The following is a 15,789-nucleotide window of genomic DNA, read 5'->3' as shown; positions in this document are numbered from 1 at the left end:
TGAATTTTGCCGTTAACGTTCCGTACTATCGGCCGATCGCATAATGCAGTTGAACCACGCCGCCGCCAAGGGGTCTGCAGCCAAGCAGCTCCACATGCTTGAATCGGTAGTGCTCCCTGTCGATTAACAGGTTGAGCCCCTTCCCTTCCAAGACGGGCGCGACATTGAGGACCACCTCGTCTACAAGTCCTTGCTCGAGAAAGGCGTTGTGGATGTCCGCGCCGCCGCTGATGAGAGCGGTCTGATGCCCCTTCTGCCTTAGGTAGGTCAACGCCTCCTGAGGCGATCTGACGACCTTCACGCCAGGGATGTCCGCGGCGTGCTTGGAAATCAGAACAATATCGACTTCTCCGAAGGACCCCGGTCCGCCGCCGTTACGCAGATTTTCAAAGGTCCGCCGCCCGACAATGAAATTCCCTGCAGCCGCAGCGTGTGTCACGAAATCAGCCAAGGCTTCTTTCGTCGGCGGGTTGTCAGGGCCGGATTGAGCATAATTGCCGTTGGCGGTTAGCGTTGCCCATAGTATCGTTTTCATCAAAAAACGCCTCCTCGTGTTCGTTCGGCCAATCTTCGAACGGATGCCGCCACCCGATCCGGTCGATCCTCTTGCACGTAGTGCGAGGCATCGTCGAGTACCTCGGTTTCGTGCAAAGGCAAATGGCGCTGCCATTTGACCATTTGCTTCATCGGGAAACCGGCGCTGTCTTTCGTTCCCCATAGAATTTGCGCAGGCAGGTCGCGTATGTTGGACAACTTCGCTTCGATCTCAGATAGCCATGCGCGCGCCTTGCGGATCTGCCGGGGGAAGACCCATGTCGGTATGCGGGACTTCGGAGTCGGGAACGGGTCGGTGTACGCTTGGCGCAAGCGATCCGTGACCTTGTCGGCCTGGTGGATCCCGTGCGGAACGAGAACGCTGGCGAAAAAGTTGCGTCGTGTCTGCAGCCAGTACCCGATCGGCCACCCTCCCATGGCGAGCGAGAACAGCTTCATCGGCAGAATCCTTGCGGGCCAGGCCCACGTATTCATTACGACGAGGCCGCGCAAATTCGCCGGATGCCGTACCGCATAGTTCAAGCCGATCGGACCTCCCCAGTCTTGAACGACGACGATCAAATCCTTCAGATTCAGCTGTTCGATCAGGTGTTGAACGGCCCCCGATTGTTCTTGCGGCGTATAGTGGTAGCGGCTGGGCGCCTTCGACATGCCGAATCCGGGATAATCGGGCGCGACGAGACGAAATTCCCCGCTGAGTTCTTTGATCACGTTCCGATACAGGTAAGACCATGTCGGGTTGCCATGCAGGAGAAGAACCGTCGGTCCCTGTCCTTCATCCAGGTAGTGCATGCAACCGTCTCGGTAGGGCAGCCAGCGATCCGTGAACGGATACTCCGCCGGATCCACGGCGAACGGTCTATCCATGGGGTTCCTCCTCTTTGGCGACAGGCGCGCCGCGATTTCGTTCTCTGGTTTACATGGTAATTCCAGTATGGTACTTTTGAAAAGTAGTTACATTTATGTGCAATAGTTTCAAAAAATGAACTATGGAGGGGCTGCGATGATGGATCGATCTTGTCCCGGTACCGTCGAGCCGATCCTGGAGATCCTCGATGGCAAGTGGATGCTTCTTCTCTTATTCGAGCTGTTTAACGGCAATCGGCGTTTCGGGGAATTGCGCCGCAAGCTTCATCCCATTAGTCCGAAAACGTTGACGGACCGCTTGAGGCTGCTCGAGGAGAAGGGCATTGTGACCCGTACGCTCTATCCCGGGGTGCCGCTGCATGTCGAATATGACCTGACGGAGGCCGGACTTGGCCTGCAGCCGATATTCGCCGCCATGTGGACGTGGACCCAAACGCACGGCGGGCATTTGCGAAGCGAGGCGAACGAGAAGGGTTCCGGGTCATAGCGCGGTGAACCATAACGGGGAGGACATGTGGATGCACACGAAAGAGAGCTTAACGAAGCAGATCGAGCAGTTGGGTATTGCCGGTAATGGAACGCTGTTGATTCATTCGTCGATGAAGAGCATCGGGCCGGTCGAAGGCGGGGCGGATACCGTCTTGGATGCGTTCACGGCGCATATGCGGGAGGGGCTGCTGGTATTGCCTACGCATACGTGGGCCACCATCAATGCGAACAATCCGAGATTCTATGTTGACGATTCACCTGTCTGCGTCGGGATTCTGCCCGAGCTGTTCCGGAAGCGTCCGGGCGTCGTTCGTTCCTGGCATCCGACGCACTCGGTGGCGGCGTTAGGACGGGATGCGGGAGCATTCACGGCCGACGACCATCGATTTGATACCCCTTGCGCGAGAGGCTCCTCATGGGGGAAGCTGCTGGACCGGAGCGCGACGATCCTGTTAGTCGGCGTCGACTTAAGGCGCAACACCTTTATCCATGGCGTAGAAGAATGGGCGGACATCCCGGGCAGGCTAACGGATGCTCCCGAGATGCTGTACACGGTATTGCCCGACGGATCGGAAATTGCCGCGCCTACCCGCAGGCATTGCGGATTGTCGTGGCATCAGCACTTCTGGAAAGTGGACGAGGTGTTGGAGGCGAAAGGCGCGATGCGGAAGGGGCAGCTTGGCGATGCGGTCGTGAGGGTGTGCGATGCGGCGGCTGTGGCGAACACGATTATGGCCATGCTCGAAGATAATCCGGACTTGTTCTCGGATAATAACCCGCTGCCGTAATAATCTTTCGCAAATAAGACAAAAAAGTGAATTCTTCCGGCATCTTTTTACGTATATCCATTGCCGGGTAAGAAAATATTACCTACATATGCATGGACCAGCAGGGTATAGTAATCACAAAGTGTAGTAGAGGGGAGAAATGCAAGTTGGATTCACTATGGTTAGAGTACGCATGGGCACTACTGATTTTGATCGGATTGGAAGGATTGCTGTCGGCGGATAATGCGCTTGTTCTGGCGGTCATCGCGAAGCATTTGCCGGAGGACCAGAAGAAGAAAGCGATTAATTACGGGATTATTATGGCGTTCGTGTTCCGCTTCGGCGCGCTGTTCGCGATTTCGTTCATTGCCAATGTATGGCAAATCCAGGCGATCGGGGCGGCATATCTGCTGTACCTCGGCCTGAAGCATATTATCAAGGCGAAGTTCGGCAAGGAAAACGAGAACATTCGCGAGGATATCAAGCAGGATTCGGCCGCTAAAAAATTCTGGCCGACGGTAGGCAAAATCGCCCTGGCGGATCTCGCCTTCGCGATCGACTCCATTCTCGCCGCGGTCGCGCTGGCGCTTGGCCTGCCTGATTCGCCGCTGGACGACTTCGGAGGCATGGACGGCGGCAAGTTCGCGGTGGTCGTGCTTGGCGGGGTTGCGGGACTGATCCTCATCAAATTCGCGGCGACGTGGTTCGTCAAATTGCTTGCGGAGCGCCCTGCTCTGGAAACGACGGCTTACGCCATCGTCGCCTGGGTCGGCGTGAAGCTCGCGGTGATCACGCTGGCGCACGAAGATATCGGCGTGCTGGACCACCACTTCCCGCACAGCACGGTGTGGACGCTTATCTTCTACAGCGTCTTGGTATTGATCGCGTTGGCCGGCTGGTTCGCTCCGGCGAACAAGAGTCGGGCGCAGACGGACGTTTAGCGCAATTGCCATAGAGTCGTTATTTTGCTGCCGCAGGCAGCAGAATAACGACTCTTTTTTGGTTTGCGTTGCCCATCGCGCTCCCGCTGTGACGCCTAATATGCAGGGAGGGTATCGACGACTTATGCAGGCGGTAGATTGCTGAGTATGAGGCCGACGACCGGCGCTAATAACGGATAACGAGTCCCGCACAGGCAGAGAACGGGGCTTGTTTGCGTTGCAAGCCTAACGTCCCCGACGCCACCCGCCCGGCGCCATCCCGTAGCGCGCCCGGAATAACCGGTGGAAGTACGCGTAGCTCCCCAATCCCGATTCGGCGGCGATCTGCTCCAGCGAGAGCGGGCTGTGTTCGAGCAGCGTGACCGCCCGCGCCAAGCGCAGCTGCTGCGCGTACCCGATGATCGATACGCCATAATGCGCCTTGAACAGGTGGACGGCGCGGGAGACACTGAGCCCGGTATGGCGGGCGACCTGCTGCAGGGAAAGCGGCTCTGCGGCGTGCTCTTCGATGTACTGGCGCATGCGCAGCGCGTGGTAGGCCAGCGGCGATTGGTCCTCCGGCGCTTCCTCAATCGCGCGGTCGAGCAGCAGGAGCAGCGCATGGACGAGCGCGGCGAGAATGGCTGGGTCGCCGCCGTCAAGCCGGCGCTTCTCGTGGATAATCTGCTGCCAGGCCGTCTTCAGCTGATTGTCGTCCGCGATGGCGGTATGCGTCGGCCGCTTCTTCCGCGCCCACCATTCGTCCACGGCAGGACCGCCGCACAACACGTAGTAATCGCTGGACTGCAAGGTGCCGGCATCGGGACCGATGCGCAGATCGTAGAGATCGCCCGGTCGGAATAGGAGCAGGTCGCCGGGACGTATCTCGCGCATCGCGCCATGGACGAGCGCTTGGCAGACGCCTTCGATCTGCAGGCGGATAATATAGGCGTCGAGCCCTTGTGCATAGGAATGGCGAAAGGGCTCTTTGTGCTTGGAATGATCGCTGAACGGGACGACGATGTCAGGCATGCGCGGGCTCCTTTGTCCTTCACGTGTGGAAAGGTTCAATCAGATCGTTGAGGTTTTCGACCATATTGTTTCTATTAGCGCGTAACGCTCCTCCATTATAATAAAAGTCATCCGCGCAAGTCATTCGGAGCACGAAGGAGCAGATAGACGATGACACAACCTACGCCGCGCAAATGGCTGACCCCGGACATTCTCCGGCAAGCCGACGAGATACTGGCGGGTCTCACCCTGGAGGAGAAAGTCGGCCAAATGACGCAATACGATTGGGGCTTCAACCCGATCAACCCCGAGACGGGCGTATCGCAGCGCGATCTGCTGCGGGAGGAAATCGCCCAAGGCCGCGTCGGCTCAATCTTCAACCTGTCGGGAGCCGAGGAAGCGAATGAGCTCCAGCAGTTGATCCAAGATCGGACGAACCATCGCATTCCGCTGCTCATCGGACGCGACGTCATTCACGGGTACCAGACGGTATTCCCGATCCCGCTCGCGCAAGCCTCCGCGTGGAAGCCCGAGCTGGCGCGCCGGACGGCGGAGGCCGCTTCCCGGGAGTCGATGGCGGACGGCGTCGCCTGGGTATTCGCGCCGATGATCGACATCGCGCGCGACCCGAGATGGGGCCGCATCGCCGAGAGCATCGGCGAGGACCCGCTGCTCGCCTCCGCCTACGCCAAGGCTTGGGTCGAAGGCGCGCAGGTGGATGATGGAGCGGGCGAGGCGGCGGCGAGCTGTCCGAAGCATTTCGCCGGCTATGGCTTGGCGGAGGCGGGCCGCGATTACAACACGGTCGACCTGTCTGACCGCGTGCTGCGCGAGGTCATTCTGCCGCCGTTCCGCGAGGCGGTGGAGGCAGGGGCGCTTAGCATCATGGCGTCGTTCAACGAGATCGACGGCATTCCGGCATGCGCCAACGCGTATTTGCTGAAGACGATCCTGCGCGACGAATGGGGCTTCGAGGGCGTCGTGGCGAGCGATTACAATGCGCTGCAGGAGTTGATCACGCACGGCGTGGCGGGCAGCGAGGAGGAGGCGTGCGAGCGCGCGATTCTGGCCGGCTGCGACATGGATATGCATGCGGGCATCTACATGCGCCACCTGCCGAGGCTCGTCCGCGAAGGGCGCGTGCCGGAGCGCGTCGTCGACGATTCCGTACGGCGTATTCTCGCCCTGAAGATCAAGCTGGGCTTGATCGAGCAGCCGTTCATTCGCATCCCGTCCGTCGAAGAGAAGCAAGCCGCGCGCGCGTCGTACACGGCGCTGGCGCGCGAGGCGGCGCGGGAATCGATCGTCCTGCTTCGCAACGAGGGCGACGTGCTGCCGCTGCGCCAATCGAACGCCGCGATCGCGGTGATCGGCCCGCTGGCAGACAACCGGAAGGACCCGCTCGGCTGCTGGGCGCTCGACGGCAATCCGGACGACGTGGTCAGCATGCTGACCGGCATTCAAGCCGCGGCCGGAGAAGGCGTCGCCGTCCTCCATGCCGAAGGCTGCGGGATTGACGGCGACGACGAGAGCGGCTTCGCGAGCGCGATCGAGACCGCGCGGGCAGCAGATGTGGTCGTGCTCGCCCTGGGCGAATCGCTCGAGATGAGCGGCGAGTCGCGCTCGCGCACGTCGCTCGACCTGCCGGGCATGCAGCGCAAGCTGGCGGAGGCGATAATCGCGCTTGGCAAGCCGGTCGTGGCGGTGCTGCTAAGCGGCCGTCCGCTAGCGCTGCCTTGGCTTGCGGAGCGGTGCCACGCGATCGTGCAGGCATGGCAGCTCGGCGTGCAGAGCGGACACGCCATCGCTGACGTGCTGTTCGGCGCACATAATCCGAGCGGCCGCCTGCCAGCGACGTTCCCGCACAACGTCGGTCAGGTGCCGATCTACTACTACCGCAAGAAAACGGGCCGTCCGCCGGCAGGCGTCTATTCCTCGTATTACATCGATTCGACGACCGAGCCGCTGTACCCGTTCGGCTACGGGCTCAGCTACACGCGCTTCGAATACGGCGCGATCCGTGCCGACCGGACGACGATGGGCGCGGAAGACACGCTTCGCTTGACCGTCACGGTCACGAACGCCGGCGAGCGGGCGGGCGAGGAGACGGTGCAGTGCTACGTGCGCGACGAGGTGGCGAGCGTAACGCAGCCGCTCAAGAAGTTGATTGGCTTCCGCAAGGTGGCCCTGGCGCCGGGCGAGTCGGCAGACGTGACCTTCGCCGTCGGCAGCGGCGAGCTGGCGATTCTGGATCAGCACATGAAGCTGACCGTGGAGCCGGGCGATTTTACGCTGTGGGTCGGTCCGCACTCGGGCGCGGGCGAATCGGTGTCGGTGAAGGTGACGGCGGCGGCCGTTCATGCGGAAGCGGGTCGCGTGTAAATACAGATGAACGAATGCCAAGAGCCTCCTGATCACGCATCGGGAGGCTCTTGGCCATGCGACCGCGGAGAACTCGGTCATGGACAGGAATCGGCCGGCATCATGGCGAATGGATACACCAGAACGGCCACAGGACAGACGGCTGGCCGATAACCGGGGGGATTCACACAATGGGAGATACGATGAACATGGCCGCATACATACCGTGGGGCGAACTCGTGGCGGTCGCGTACGCCATGTACAAGCAGAATCACACGACGCCCCAGACGCCGCCCGATTTTCCGCAGGACTGGGAGCGCATCGCTAATCTGACGATGACGCCGAGCCTGGAGTCGATCCGGGAGCGGGAGTTCGCCGGCTTCATCGCGCGGTCGAAGCGCGACCCGCTGCTGCAGGCGGTCGTCATTCGGGGGACCGAGAGCAAGCTGGACTGGCTGATGGACGCCGAGTTCCTCTTGGAGACGTTCCGCGAGGTGCCCGGCGGCGGCAGGACGGAGCGGGGCTTCACCAATCTGTACCGGACGATGACGGTCGAATACGCGGATGCGAGCATCCCGCCGCAGTCGCTGATCGCGCAGCTGGACACGCTGCCGGCGGGCACGCGGCTCGTGGTCACGGGGCACAGCCTGGGCAGCTCGCTGGCGACGCTGCACGCGTTCGTGGCCGGCAGCAAGAAGATCGACGTGGAGCTGATTACATTCGCGTCGCCGCGGGTAGGGGACAAAACCTTCGTGGAGGCCTTCGGGGCGCTGAACATCCGGAGCACGCGCATTTTCAACCACCCGGACATCGTCCCGCACGTGCCGATGGAAGTCGCGGGCTTTCGCCACCTGGAGCCGGGCTTGGAGATCAACTCGGCTGTATACCCGATTAAGCACGCCATTCCGTGCTACCATGCGCTGAGCACATACTTGTACGTGATGGGCGACGCCCAGGCGGACATTAGCGCATGCCGGAGCGGGCAGGCCGCCACGTAAGGGCTAATCCGGGCAAGAGAACACAACAAGGAGGCCTACGACACCGATGTCCAAGACGATCGTCGAGAAACTGAATTTGACCAAATACAACAGAATCGCCGTGCTGAATCAGCCCGAGGGCGAGGATCTGCTCGCGGGGCTGCAGCAGGCGGACAAGGAACTGGGCGAGGGCGGGTATGATCTGATCTTCGCGTTCACGCTCGACATGGAGGCGATGCAAAGCCTCGTGAACCGGGTAATCGAAGGTAACGCGCTATCGCCGGGCGGGTACTTGTTCATCGCGTATCCGAAGAAAGGCAACAAGGTCTATTCCACCTACATCCACCGGGACAGCCTGTTCGAGGGGCTCGGCGCGGACGAAGACGGCTACATCGGAACGAGCAGCTTGAAATTCGCGCGCATGGTCGGATTGAACGACGTGTTCACGGTGGTCGGCTTCAAAATCGAGAAGCGCATCGCGGCGCCGTCCAGCAAGCCGAGCCAGTGCGTCGACGACTACATCGCGATGATCCCGAACGTCGAGCAGGATTTGCAGGATGCGCCCGAGCAGCTGGCCTTCTATCAATCGCTTACGCCGGGCTACAAGAAGGATTGGGCGCGATTCGTGTACAGCGTCGTGCAAGAGAGCACTCGGGCGAAGCGCCGCGAAGAGATGAAGCACATCCTTGGCCAAGGGTTCAAAACGGCGGATCTGTACCGTCGGAGCGCGGCCAGCCGGGCGCAAGACGCGGAGTAATGTTCCTAATCGATCAGAACAGTAAGTTCGACAAGCGGCTCTCCCAACAAGGGAGGGCCGTTTTTTCTTTGTTTCATATGCTTCACTTCGATTCGAAGCCAGCTCCAAGCATGGATTTTATTAGCAGCGTCTTCTCGACTGGTACGAAAGTATACCATCCCTACCCTCCAAAGGAGAAACGGGAAATTACACCCATGACTGACGTGACAAATTGGAGCAGGCGATATAATGAGGACAGCGAAACGGAACGAGCCCAAAAGGAGGAGCGCCGATGAAAAGAAATAAAGCACTACTGTGGATCGCAGGCGTCTCGGTAGGGATCTCCTCCTTTCTAGTCATAAGCAGCGTCAACGCGCAAGCTAATGTCGGTTCGCTGATGTACAAATGGTATGCGGAAAAGTCGCATCAATTGAAAGAGACGTTGACCGACACATCGATCAACGAACGAGAGCAAGGTACGGCGGAAGTAAACGAGTATACGACCGATCTGTCGAAACGTTCGAGCGAAGAGCTGTCCATCGCGACGGATGCAGCCATGCAAGAGGTACAGCAGCGTATTAGGAATTATAGCGAGCATCATATCGAGCGCATCGATGAGGTCTCGGCCGAGCTTGCCCAGAACCTGAATGAGGAATTCGGACAATTCGCGACGACGGTCTCGAAGGAGCAAAACAAGCAGTTGGAACAACTTGCTGAGGACGCAATCAAGGAGCTCACACAGCAGCTGAACGGCAACGGCGCTCCGGTAGTCAGCAATTGAATCATAGGAATGTCATTCAAATACCAAAGAGGAGATGGGTCAAATGAAGAAAATGAAGGGCAAAGTCGTAGCAGGGGTAGTCGCAGTCGGAATGGTAGCTTCCATGGGAACGGCGTTCGCGGCAACGAACGCAGGCACGCAAATGAACAGCTGGTACACGAAGGCAACTGGAACGGTAAAAAGCATCATCACGGGTGAATTCGGGTCTTACTACTCGGAGCAAACGGCTAGCCATAACGCGGCTGTTAACAGCTCGGTCGACAAAGCCCGCCAAGATATTCGCGACGCGGGGAACGCCGAGCTCAAGAGAGCGAATAACGCCGTCAACGCGGAAGTGAACGCGTACGTTGCAGATATCCAAGGCGCCCAATCCGCGATTACGACAAGCATGCCGGCCGAGTACGATAACTTCGTCTCCACGACAAACCAAACAACGGATGCCGGTATCGACGCCATTGGCGAAGCAAACAAGAAATTCTTGAATAGCGCAGTTAAAAGCCACACAGGCGTATACACGGGCAGACTGACAACAGGTGTTGAGGCGACTCAAGAGGCAGCGGCTGCAAAACTTAATGGCCAAATCAGCGCAACGAAGGACGCATTAGACAAACTGCTGGCATCTGAGAAATCAGCAGCAACAACAGAAATCACAGAAAATCTGCAGAATGAGCTGAAAGCCTTGAAAGAAGAGCTTGCCGCGCTGCAAGAGACTGGCGTAACTAACGCGAAAACGACGATTACGGATTTGGGCGCTAAGCTCGAACAAGCAGCGAAAGACGAATTGTCGGACATCGTTACAGGTATTACTTCTCCTGTATCCCAACAATAATGAACGCCATAAACCGACGGAAGCCCTGTAACACACAGGGCTTCCCGGTTATATTTCAACCGAAAGGAGAGGTAGAGATGAAACGCGGCAGACGCCAAAAAACGGTATGGGCCAAAACGAGAAATAAGGTCGCAGCTGGAATTGTCTCTTTAACAGCCGTCATGATGGCAGCGGGCATTACGTACGCAGATATTGATCTGGCAGGCACGATGCGGGCATGGTTCGATCAGAAGACCGAGCTGGCTAAAAGCAGCCTTCAGCAAAGCATTCAATCCGAGACGGATAAGCAGAAAGCCCTGTTAAAGGAGCAATTGCAGCTTCGACTCCAATCGTCATCCGAGGAATTGGATGCGTACACGGAGGAAGAGAAGAAACTTCGCCTTGCAGCGATTCAACAATATGCGGCAACGTTATTGGAGAACCTCGACGTTCAGAATCACCAGGATCGAGAGCAGCTGCAAAGCAAACTGGACGCCATTGTGCAAAGCGCCCAAGCGGCGATGGATTCCCTTGCGGATAGCTATGAAGCGCCCAATGTGACGTTTGTCCCGACACCCGCAACCAAAACGGAGACTACACCGGAGGCGGTTGGGACAACTGCGACGGAAGCAACGCCGGAGACAGCGAAGCCGGCAGCACCAGCATCGGAGCCTAAACCTGAGCAGTCGACGCCGGGAACATCGGAAGCTTCGCAAGAAGCAACCAAGCAGCCGACAGACGAACCGACGCAAGTTTCGCCATCGGAGCCAACGACCCAACAACAACCTGCGCCCGATTCGCCGCCGGAACCGACGCAAGCGCAGACGCTTGCAGCGTCGCCGGAATTGCCGGTCGCCGCAGCCAACGAACAATAAACGAAGGCGAGGTACACCGGTTTGGAACAGCAGCACGACACGACGAACGGCAGATCCCCGGATAATAAAGAGAAGAACGGAATTTGGAGTTGGGTGAAGCTCATTCTCACCATTGGCGTGGTCTATCTGCTCGTCAACAATATGACGGGATTGGAGCGGGTATCCGGTAACTCGATGAACCCCACGCTGCAGAACGGCGATATTTTGGTGCTGAATAAGGTATCGCTGTTCTGGAGGCTCCCTGCATACGGGGATGTCGTCATCGTCGATGAAGAGCGTCTCGGCTACAGCATCGTCAAGAGAGTCATCGGGGTGGAGGGAGACCGCGTAGCGATCATGGACGGCGTTACTTACGTCAACGGCGCCCCGCTCGCCGAGCTCTATACCTACGGCACCTCCGAGGACATGAGCGAAATCATCGTCGGCGATAACGAATTGTTCGTGGTGGGGGATCATCGTAATCTGGGGGAGAGCTTGGACAGCAGAGATCCGAAGCTGGGGACGGTTCATCTAGGCGACGTGAAGGCATACGCATGGTTTTCCCTATGGCCGATGCATGGCATCTCGAAGCCGTTAGACCTGTAGAAACAAGTAAAATCCGACGGGAAACCGGCGGATTTTGCTTTATGTCAGGAGATATGGCTCAGCTCGAACCGGACGAGACCTTGCGAGAGCGCGTACAATGCGGCTTGCGTGCGATCCGTCAGCCCTAGCTTAGACAGAATTTGACTAACATGCTTTTTGACCGTAAATTCCGTGATATGCAGCTCGCTCGCCACTTCCTTGTTGGAACGTCCCTTGCCGAGCGACATCAGTACCTCCAGCTCTTTCGGGGTGAGCTCGTCCAGGCCGTGCTTCTCTTTGCTTGGCTTGGGTTCCATTAGCGAATCCATGCAAGCGGGGTCATAGTATTTTCGGCCGCGCGAGACGACGTCGATGGCATACAACAAATCTTCCGGCAGCGCTTCCTTCAAGCAGATCCCATCGATGCCCATCGACTGTGCCATCCGAAGCTCTTCGCTAGAGGCGGAGGAGGTCAACAGAATGTACTTGCAATCGTAATCCAATGTTCTAACGTGGCGGATAAACTCTAGTCCGTTGTCTCCTCCCAAGTTCAAATCGACCAGCATGATTCCGGGTTTAACCCGCTTCATCACGTCCAAGGCCTCCGCCTGGCTGGCGGCCTCTCCGACGATGTTGATCTTATTCTCGGACGATACGACTACCCGAATGCCATGACGGACAAGCGGGTGATCGTCCAGAATCATCAAGTTTATCATGCTAGGCTCATCTCCTCGATTAATCCATGTATGGTATACTTCAATTAGTAATATAGACCTATTATTTCCTCACTAGCATTGTAAATGAAGTGCGACCATTTGACTACTAATTTATTCTACTTTAGGAGAATTTAAGGATCGTGAATCGGATAAAGGGCGCGTCCCTCTCTATGATTTGGAAATGGATTCTGTTGTTGGCCTGTCTTACGACATACATGTGGCAGAATCCCGAAGGATCGGTTATACCGGTTCTGGCCGCGGCCGGCCTTCAAGCCGTGCACAGCATAGCGGTTTTGAGCCGGTCGTTAAATAGGTTTGCGGTTGCGGCGACTAGCGCAGATCTTCTTTTTCAAGCGTACTTGCTCTGGTCGACCGGTGGTTCCTCGAGCCCCTTTCTTGTATACACACTGGCTAGCTTGGCGTTTTTGAAAATAGATGTAGGCTGGAAATGGTTTTATATGGCGTCCGGGGCGTATCTTTCGGCGATTTCCGTTTTGTTTGCGATTCATGAAGGAATGCGAGTCCATTCTTTTTTGGGAAGCAACGGCCCCTACTTGATCCTTGTTTTTTTCTATTTTTCGTTCTCGGTTGCTGCTCAGTCCGGCACCGCGAATATATCCCGGCATATCCGCTCATTAGTCTATATCTATTCCGCCCATAGACTTCTGCCCCAATCTAGCACGCAGACCGCGGCTAGACACGCGGAGGGCATACTGCGAAAGATGCTGAAAGGCCGTGGGGTATGGCTTTGCATCGACGTACCGTCAGCGGTTAGAGACGAGCAAAGCTGGATGCACACCTACTACAGAAATCAGCTGGGGCAGCATGCGCCGATCGCGCGCAAGACATTCCTTCGATTGCTATCGCCTTCGGGGGAAGCGCAGATGCAGTTCGTTCGCTCGTTACGCACCCGTGGAGGCATCCAATACGGGTGGTTATTAATTGAAACCAATCCGGGAGAGCTATCACTGCTCGAACAGACTTATATTAATTTGCTGCTTCTGTCATTTGAGACGCATTACGAGATGAACAAACGGCTGGCCGAGTACCAAGACAGCGCGGTCACGATCGAAAGGGACCGGATTGCCCAGGATATTCACGATGGCATCGCGCAAGAGCTGTTTTTTATGTCCATCCAACTGTTCCAAATTAAAGGAGCGCTGCGCTCGGAAAACCCTGATGGAGCAATGAAGCAGCTGGCCGAGATGGAGACGCGCGTCAAGGAAAGCCACGCCGACATTCGGAAGCTTATTACCGAACTTAAGGGCGAGAAGCGGAAGTTCAACCTTCACGAGGCCGTGGGAAAAATGCTGCATCGCATAATCGATCATACCGGCGTTCAATTGGCATTCGAGCACGCCGGTTGGGTCCCGCGAGAGCGGATCGAAATCGAGGAAACGATCTATCACTTTATCGAAGAGGCCGCCAACAATGTCATCAAGCATGCACGAGCTAACAAGCTAACCGTGCGGCTGGAAGTAACGAGCGTCCAATGGACGATCGCGGTGATGGATGACGGTATTGGCTTGCACGATGCCGCTGCGCTTGAAAAGAACGGGAAGTTCGGGATGAAAGGCATGGCTAACCGCATTAAGGCGATGAACGGCTCCATCGGCATTCAGGCCGAGGAAGGAAAGGGAACGACCATTACGGCGGCCATCCCGCGGGAGAGGAGCTTGACCTATGTATAAAGTTGTCATCGCCGACGATCGTCCGAATGCCCGGCTAGGGCTTCGCATGCTGCTGAACAGCAGCGACGATTACTGCATCGTGGGAGAGGCTGCGAACGGCACCGAGGCGCTGCAGGTTTCCGAAGCGCTGCTGCCCGATTTGCTGTTGACGGATTTGAAGATGCCGGGTTTGCCCGTCATTGAGGCGGCGGAACGGATTAAAGCCCTCGATGCGAACGTGAAAATTATTATTCTCACCGCGCTAGACGAGTGCGAGGACATTTACAAAGCGGCGAAGGTGGGCGTAGACGGGTACTTGATGAAGGATACGGATCCCGGCCAGCTTTTGTCGGCCATACGGGATGTCATGGATGGCTCGACGGTCTATCAGACGAAAGAGAATCTAGCTATATCGAGCGGCGGGTGGAATGAACATGCTCACTAAACTGTTGGCGGAGCCGCCGCAACGATTGATTCTGCTGCTCATCAGCATCCTTTTATCCGCCCTCGTGGTATTTGCTTCTCTGGACGCGTGGCTCGGTGGCAGGTATTGGTCAAGCGACCTTATAACGACGCTATCGACTTTGACGGTCATTTCTTGGGGGTTGTTTTATGCGGATAAGCGGACGGACAGACTGAACAATCACCGATTGAAGCAATTCGCCATCATGTTGTTCTTTTTCATCATGATGGCGTTAACGTACTTCCATCCGCGGGTATTCGATCAAGCGTGGACCTTCATGCTCTTTTTTCCGGTACTTATCGGGTTGTTTACGAGCCCGAGAGAGTTTAGGTATTACGCCGCGCTCTATTTGCTTCTATTTGTCGGACTGGCTGCGGCTAGCATGACCGGTTCGGGGGTCCGGATAACCTCGCTGATGGAGACCGGTGAATTCCGAATCCTGATGGCCGTCGGCTGCGTGCTCGTCGGAGCCATTGCGGTCATTGGCCGCCATCAGCAAGCGAAGCGCCAAGTACAGCAGGCCTTCCAGCAGCAGAAACAGCTGGTGATCCATCTGCTTCAAAGCTTTATTTCCGTCGCGGAACGGAAAACGCAAACTTCTCGCCAAGAAATCAGCGAGATGAGTATGCTGCTCAAAGCGCTGTGGAAGGAGCATCAGGGGAACTCTTCAAGAGATTGGGAGATCGATTTGTTATCGCTGTTGCACTTCGTAAGCCGGGTCAAGCTGCCTGACTATATGTTCGAGAAAGAAGGAAAGCTGTCGCCGTTCGAGCTCGAGGTCGTCCAAGAGCATTGCTTCATGGCCAGAGAATTGTGCGGCGATATTCCGGGCTTCCAGGAAATCCAACACATTTTTCTTTACCATCATGAGCGTATCGACGGCAGCGGGTACCCGTACCGATTGAAAGAAAATCAAATCCCGCTGCTTTCGCAGATGCTCGGTCTAGTCGAGGTTTTCTTGGCCTTAACGACGTCGAGGTCCTACCGCGAAGCCATGTCCAGGAGAGATGCCTACGAGGAAATACGGGGCTTGGCGGGGACTGCTTTCAGGGCTGACATTATCGATGCTTTCGAACGGGTAGTGAAATAACGATCACGTAGCGGTCTCCAACAAGGAAGGCCGCTTATTTATCGTCACTCCGATATTATTGTATCATCAGACCTTCTCCTCATTTGGTAAAGTACCCAAATCCGTCCTTTGCACGGCCGGGTTTTCTGAAGGGATAGCA

General features: G+C 57.0%; 17 protein-coding genes. 13 read left to right on the top strand and 4 right to left on the bottom strand.

Annotation, left to right across the window (positions count from 1 at the left end):
* Positions 1 to 25: 25 nt before the first annotated feature.
* Positions 26 to 535, bottom strand: coding sequence for a dihydrofolate reductase family protein (locus ACFSKT_RS29640; RefSeq protein WP_377719354.1), 510 nt, complete (start codon positions 533 to 535; stop codon positions 26 to 28).
* Entirely contained in the window at positions 535 to 1,422 is an 888-nt protein-coding gene (locus ACFSKT_RS29635; RefSeq protein WP_377719353.1) for an alpha/beta fold hydrolase, read from the bottom strand. Before ACFSKT_RS29635 ends, ACFSKT_RS29640 begins: the two co-directional genes overlap by 1 nt.
* A gap of 136 nt (positions 1,423 to 1,558) precedes the next feature.
* Between ACFSKT_RS29635 and ACFSKT_RS29630 the strand changes: the two genes are divergently transcribed.
* The 3 genes from ACFSKT_RS29630 (at position 1,559) to ACFSKT_RS29620 (ending at position 3,619) form a co-directional block, all read left to right on the top strand.
* Complete coding sequence (locus ACFSKT_RS29630; protein WP_377719352.1) at positions 1,559 to 1,909, top strand: winged helix-turn-helix transcriptional regulator; 351 nt, start codon at positions 1,559 to 1,561, stop codon at positions 1,907 to 1,909.
* A 31-nt stretch (positions 1,910 to 1,940) separates the two neighbouring features.
* Complete coding sequence (locus ACFSKT_RS29625) at positions 1,941 to 2,699, top strand: AAC(3) family N-acetyltransferase (RefSeq protein WP_377719351.1); 759 nt, start codon at positions 1,941 to 1,943, stop codon at positions 2,697 to 2,699.
* 146 nt (positions 2,700 to 2,845) lie between these two features.
* Positions 2,846 to 3,619 (top strand): TerC family protein, encoded by a 774-nt coding sequence (locus tag ACFSKT_RS29620; protein WP_377719350.1) that lies wholly within the window; start codon positions 2,846 to 2,848, stop codon positions 3,617 to 3,619.
* A 225-nt stretch (positions 3,620 to 3,844) separates the two neighbouring features.
* On the opposite strand, the gene ACFSKT_RS29615 is transcribed toward ACFSKT_RS29620, so the two are convergent.
* On the bottom strand, positions 3,845 to 4,630 hold the full coding sequence (locus tag ACFSKT_RS29615) for an AraC family transcriptional regulator (RefSeq protein WP_377719349.1): 786 nt from the start codon (positions 4,628 to 4,630) through the stop codon (positions 3,845 to 3,847).
* A 150-nt stretch (positions 4,631 to 4,780) separates the two neighbouring features.
* Between ACFSKT_RS29615 and ACFSKT_RS29610 the strand changes: the two genes are divergently transcribed.
* The 7 genes from ACFSKT_RS29610 to lepB all read left to right on the top strand — a co-directional run bounded on the left by ACFSKT_RS29610 (position 4,781) and on the right by lepB (position 11,732).
* Positions 4,781 to 6,991, top strand: coding sequence for a glycoside hydrolase family 3 N-terminal domain-containing protein (locus tag ACFSKT_RS29610; RefSeq protein WP_377719348.1), 2,211 nt, complete (start codon positions 4,781 to 4,783; stop codon positions 6,989 to 6,991).
* A gap of 170 nt (positions 6,992 to 7,161) precedes the next feature.
* Positions 7,162 to 7,968 carry a lipase family protein gene (locus ACFSKT_RS29605; protein ID WP_377719347.1) on the top strand — a complete coding sequence of 269 codons (807 nt, stop codon included), beginning with the start codon at positions 7,162 to 7,164 and terminating at the stop codon, positions 7,966 to 7,968.
* Positions 7,969 to 8,014: 46 nt separating this feature from the next.
* The gene (locus ACFSKT_RS29600) at positions 8,015 to 8,704 is read left to right on the top strand and encodes a YdeI/OmpD-associated family protein (RefSeq protein WP_377719346.1); all 690 of its coding nucleotides are present in this window, start codon (positions 8,015 to 8,017) and stop codon (positions 8,702 to 8,704) included.
* Positions 8,705 to 8,975: 271 nt separating this feature from the next.
* Positions 8,976 to 9,464: a hypothetical protein gene (locus ACFSKT_RS29595; RefSeq protein ID WP_377719345.1), complete on the top strand. Its 489-nt coding sequence runs from the start codon at positions 8,976 to 8,978 to the stop codon at positions 9,462 to 9,464.
* Between the two features lie 43 nt (positions 9,465 to 9,507).
* Positions 9,508 to 10,293: a hypothetical protein gene (locus tag ACFSKT_RS29590; RefSeq protein WP_377719344.1), complete on the top strand. Its 786-nt coding sequence runs from the start codon at positions 9,508 to 9,510 to the stop codon at positions 10,291 to 10,293.
* Positions 10,294 to 10,370: 77 nt separating this feature from the next.
* Complete coding sequence (locus ACFSKT_RS29585; protein ID WP_377719343.1) at positions 10,371 to 11,147, top strand: hypothetical protein; 777 nt, start codon at positions 10,371 to 10,373, stop codon at positions 11,145 to 11,147.
* Positions 11,148 to 11,168: 21 nt separating this feature from the next.
* Positions 11,169 to 11,732 carry a signal peptidase I gene (gene lepB / locus ACFSKT_RS29580; RefSeq protein ID WP_377719342.1) on the top strand — a complete coding sequence of 188 codons (564 nt, stop codon included), beginning with the start codon at positions 11,169 to 11,171 and terminating at the stop codon, positions 11,730 to 11,732.
* Between the two features lie 44 nt (positions 11,733 to 11,776).
* Here lepB and ACFSKT_RS29575 read toward each other — a convergent pair whose 3' ends face one another.
* Positions 11,777 to 12,427 (bottom strand): response regulator, encoded by a 651-nt coding sequence (locus ACFSKT_RS29575; protein WP_377719341.1) that lies wholly within the window; start codon positions 12,425 to 12,427, stop codon positions 11,777 to 11,779.
* A gap of 275 nt (positions 12,428 to 12,702) precedes the next feature.
* Between ACFSKT_RS29575 and ACFSKT_RS29570 the strand changes: the two genes are divergently transcribed.
* From ACFSKT_RS29570 to ACFSKT_RS29560, 3 genes are read left to right on the top strand one after another with little or no spacing between them, the layout of a single operon-like run.
* Complete coding sequence (locus ACFSKT_RS29570; protein WP_377776379.1) at positions 12,703 to 14,118, top strand: sensor histidine kinase; 1,416 nt, start codon at positions 12,703 to 12,705, stop codon at positions 14,116 to 14,118.
* The gene (locus tag ACFSKT_RS29565; RefSeq protein ID WP_377719339.1) at positions 14,111 to 14,542 is read left to right on the top strand and encodes a response regulator; all 432 of its coding nucleotides are present in this window, start codon (positions 14,111 to 14,113) and stop codon (positions 14,540 to 14,542) included. Before ACFSKT_RS29570 ends, ACFSKT_RS29565 begins: the two co-directional genes overlap by 8 nt.
* Positions 14,532 to 15,650 carry an HD-GYP domain-containing protein gene (locus ACFSKT_RS29560; RefSeq protein WP_377719338.1) on the top strand — a complete coding sequence of 373 codons (1,119 nt, stop codon included), beginning with the start codon at positions 14,532 to 14,534 and terminating at the stop codon, positions 15,648 to 15,650. The genes ACFSKT_RS29565 and ACFSKT_RS29560 overlap by 11 nt, the downstream gene beginning before the upstream one ends.
* Positions 15,651 to 15,789 lie beyond the last annotated feature (139 nt).

The sequence above is a fragment of the Paenibacillus xanthanilyticus genome, from assembly GCF_042682185.1.
In the GTDB taxonomy this organism is placed as follows: domain Bacteria; phylum Bacillota; class Bacilli; order Paenibacillales; family Paenibacillaceae; genus Paenibacillus_Z; species Paenibacillus_Z xanthanilyticus.
Note: the sequence above shows the minus strand (reverse complement) of the source record. Positions and strands in the feature narration are given on the sequence as shown.

Excerpts from the sequence above, each read along its gene's own strand:
- ACFSKT_RS29625 (WP_377719351.1), top strand. The coding sequence starts at position 1,941 with ATGCACACGAAAGAGAGCTTAACGAAGCAGATCGAGCAGTTGGGTATT.
- ACFSKT_RS29560 (WP_377719338.1), top strand. The coding sequence starts at position 14,532 with ATGCTCACTAAACTGTTGGCGGAGCCGCCGCAACGATTGATTCTGCTG.
- ACFSKT_RS29585 (WP_377719343.1), top strand. The coding sequence starts at position 10,371 with ATGAAACGCGGCAGACGCCAAAAAACGGTATGGGCCAAAACGAGAAAT.
- ACFSKT_RS29610 (WP_377719348.1), top strand. The coding sequence starts at position 4,781 with ATGACACAACCTACGCCGCGCAAATGGCTGACCCCGGACATTCTCCGG.
- ACFSKT_RS29575 (WP_377719341.1), bottom strand. The coding sequence starts at position 12,427 with ATGATAAACTTGATGATTCTGGACGATCACCCGCTTGTCCGTCATGGC.
- ACFSKT_RS29635 (WP_377719353.1), bottom strand. The coding sequence starts at position 1,422 with ATGGATAGACCGTTCGCCGTGGATCCGGCGGAGTATCCGTTCACGGAT.
- ACFSKT_RS29565 (WP_377719339.1), top strand. The coding sequence starts at position 14,111 with ATGTATAAAGTTGTCATCGCCGACGATCGTCCGAATGCCCGGCTAGGG.
- ACFSKT_RS29630 (WP_377719352.1), top strand. The coding sequence starts at position 1,559 with ATGATGGATCGATCTTGTCCCGGTACCGTCGAGCCGATCCTGGAGATC.
- ACFSKT_RS29615 (WP_377719349.1), bottom strand. The coding sequence starts at position 4,630 with ATGCCTGACATCGTCGTCCCGTTCAGCGATCATTCCAAGCACAAAGAG.
- ACFSKT_RS29600 (WP_377719346.1), top strand. The coding sequence starts at position 8,015 with ATGTCCAAGACGATCGTCGAGAAACTGAATTTGACCAAATACAACAGA.
- ACFSKT_RS29595 (WP_377719345.1), top strand. The coding sequence starts at position 8,976 with ATGAAAAGAAATAAAGCACTACTGTGGATCGCAGGCGTCTCGGTAGGG.
- ACFSKT_RS29640 (WP_377719354.1), bottom strand. The coding sequence starts at position 535 with ATGAAAACGATACTATGGGCAACGCTAACCGCCAACGGCAATTATGCT.
- ACFSKT_RS29605 (WP_377719347.1), top strand. The coding sequence starts at position 7,162 with ATGGGAGATACGATGAACATGGCCGCATACATACCGTGGGGCGAACTC.
- ACFSKT_RS29590 (WP_377719344.1), top strand. The coding sequence starts at position 9,508 with ATGAAGAAAATGAAGGGCAAAGTCGTAGCAGGGGTAGTCGCAGTCGGA.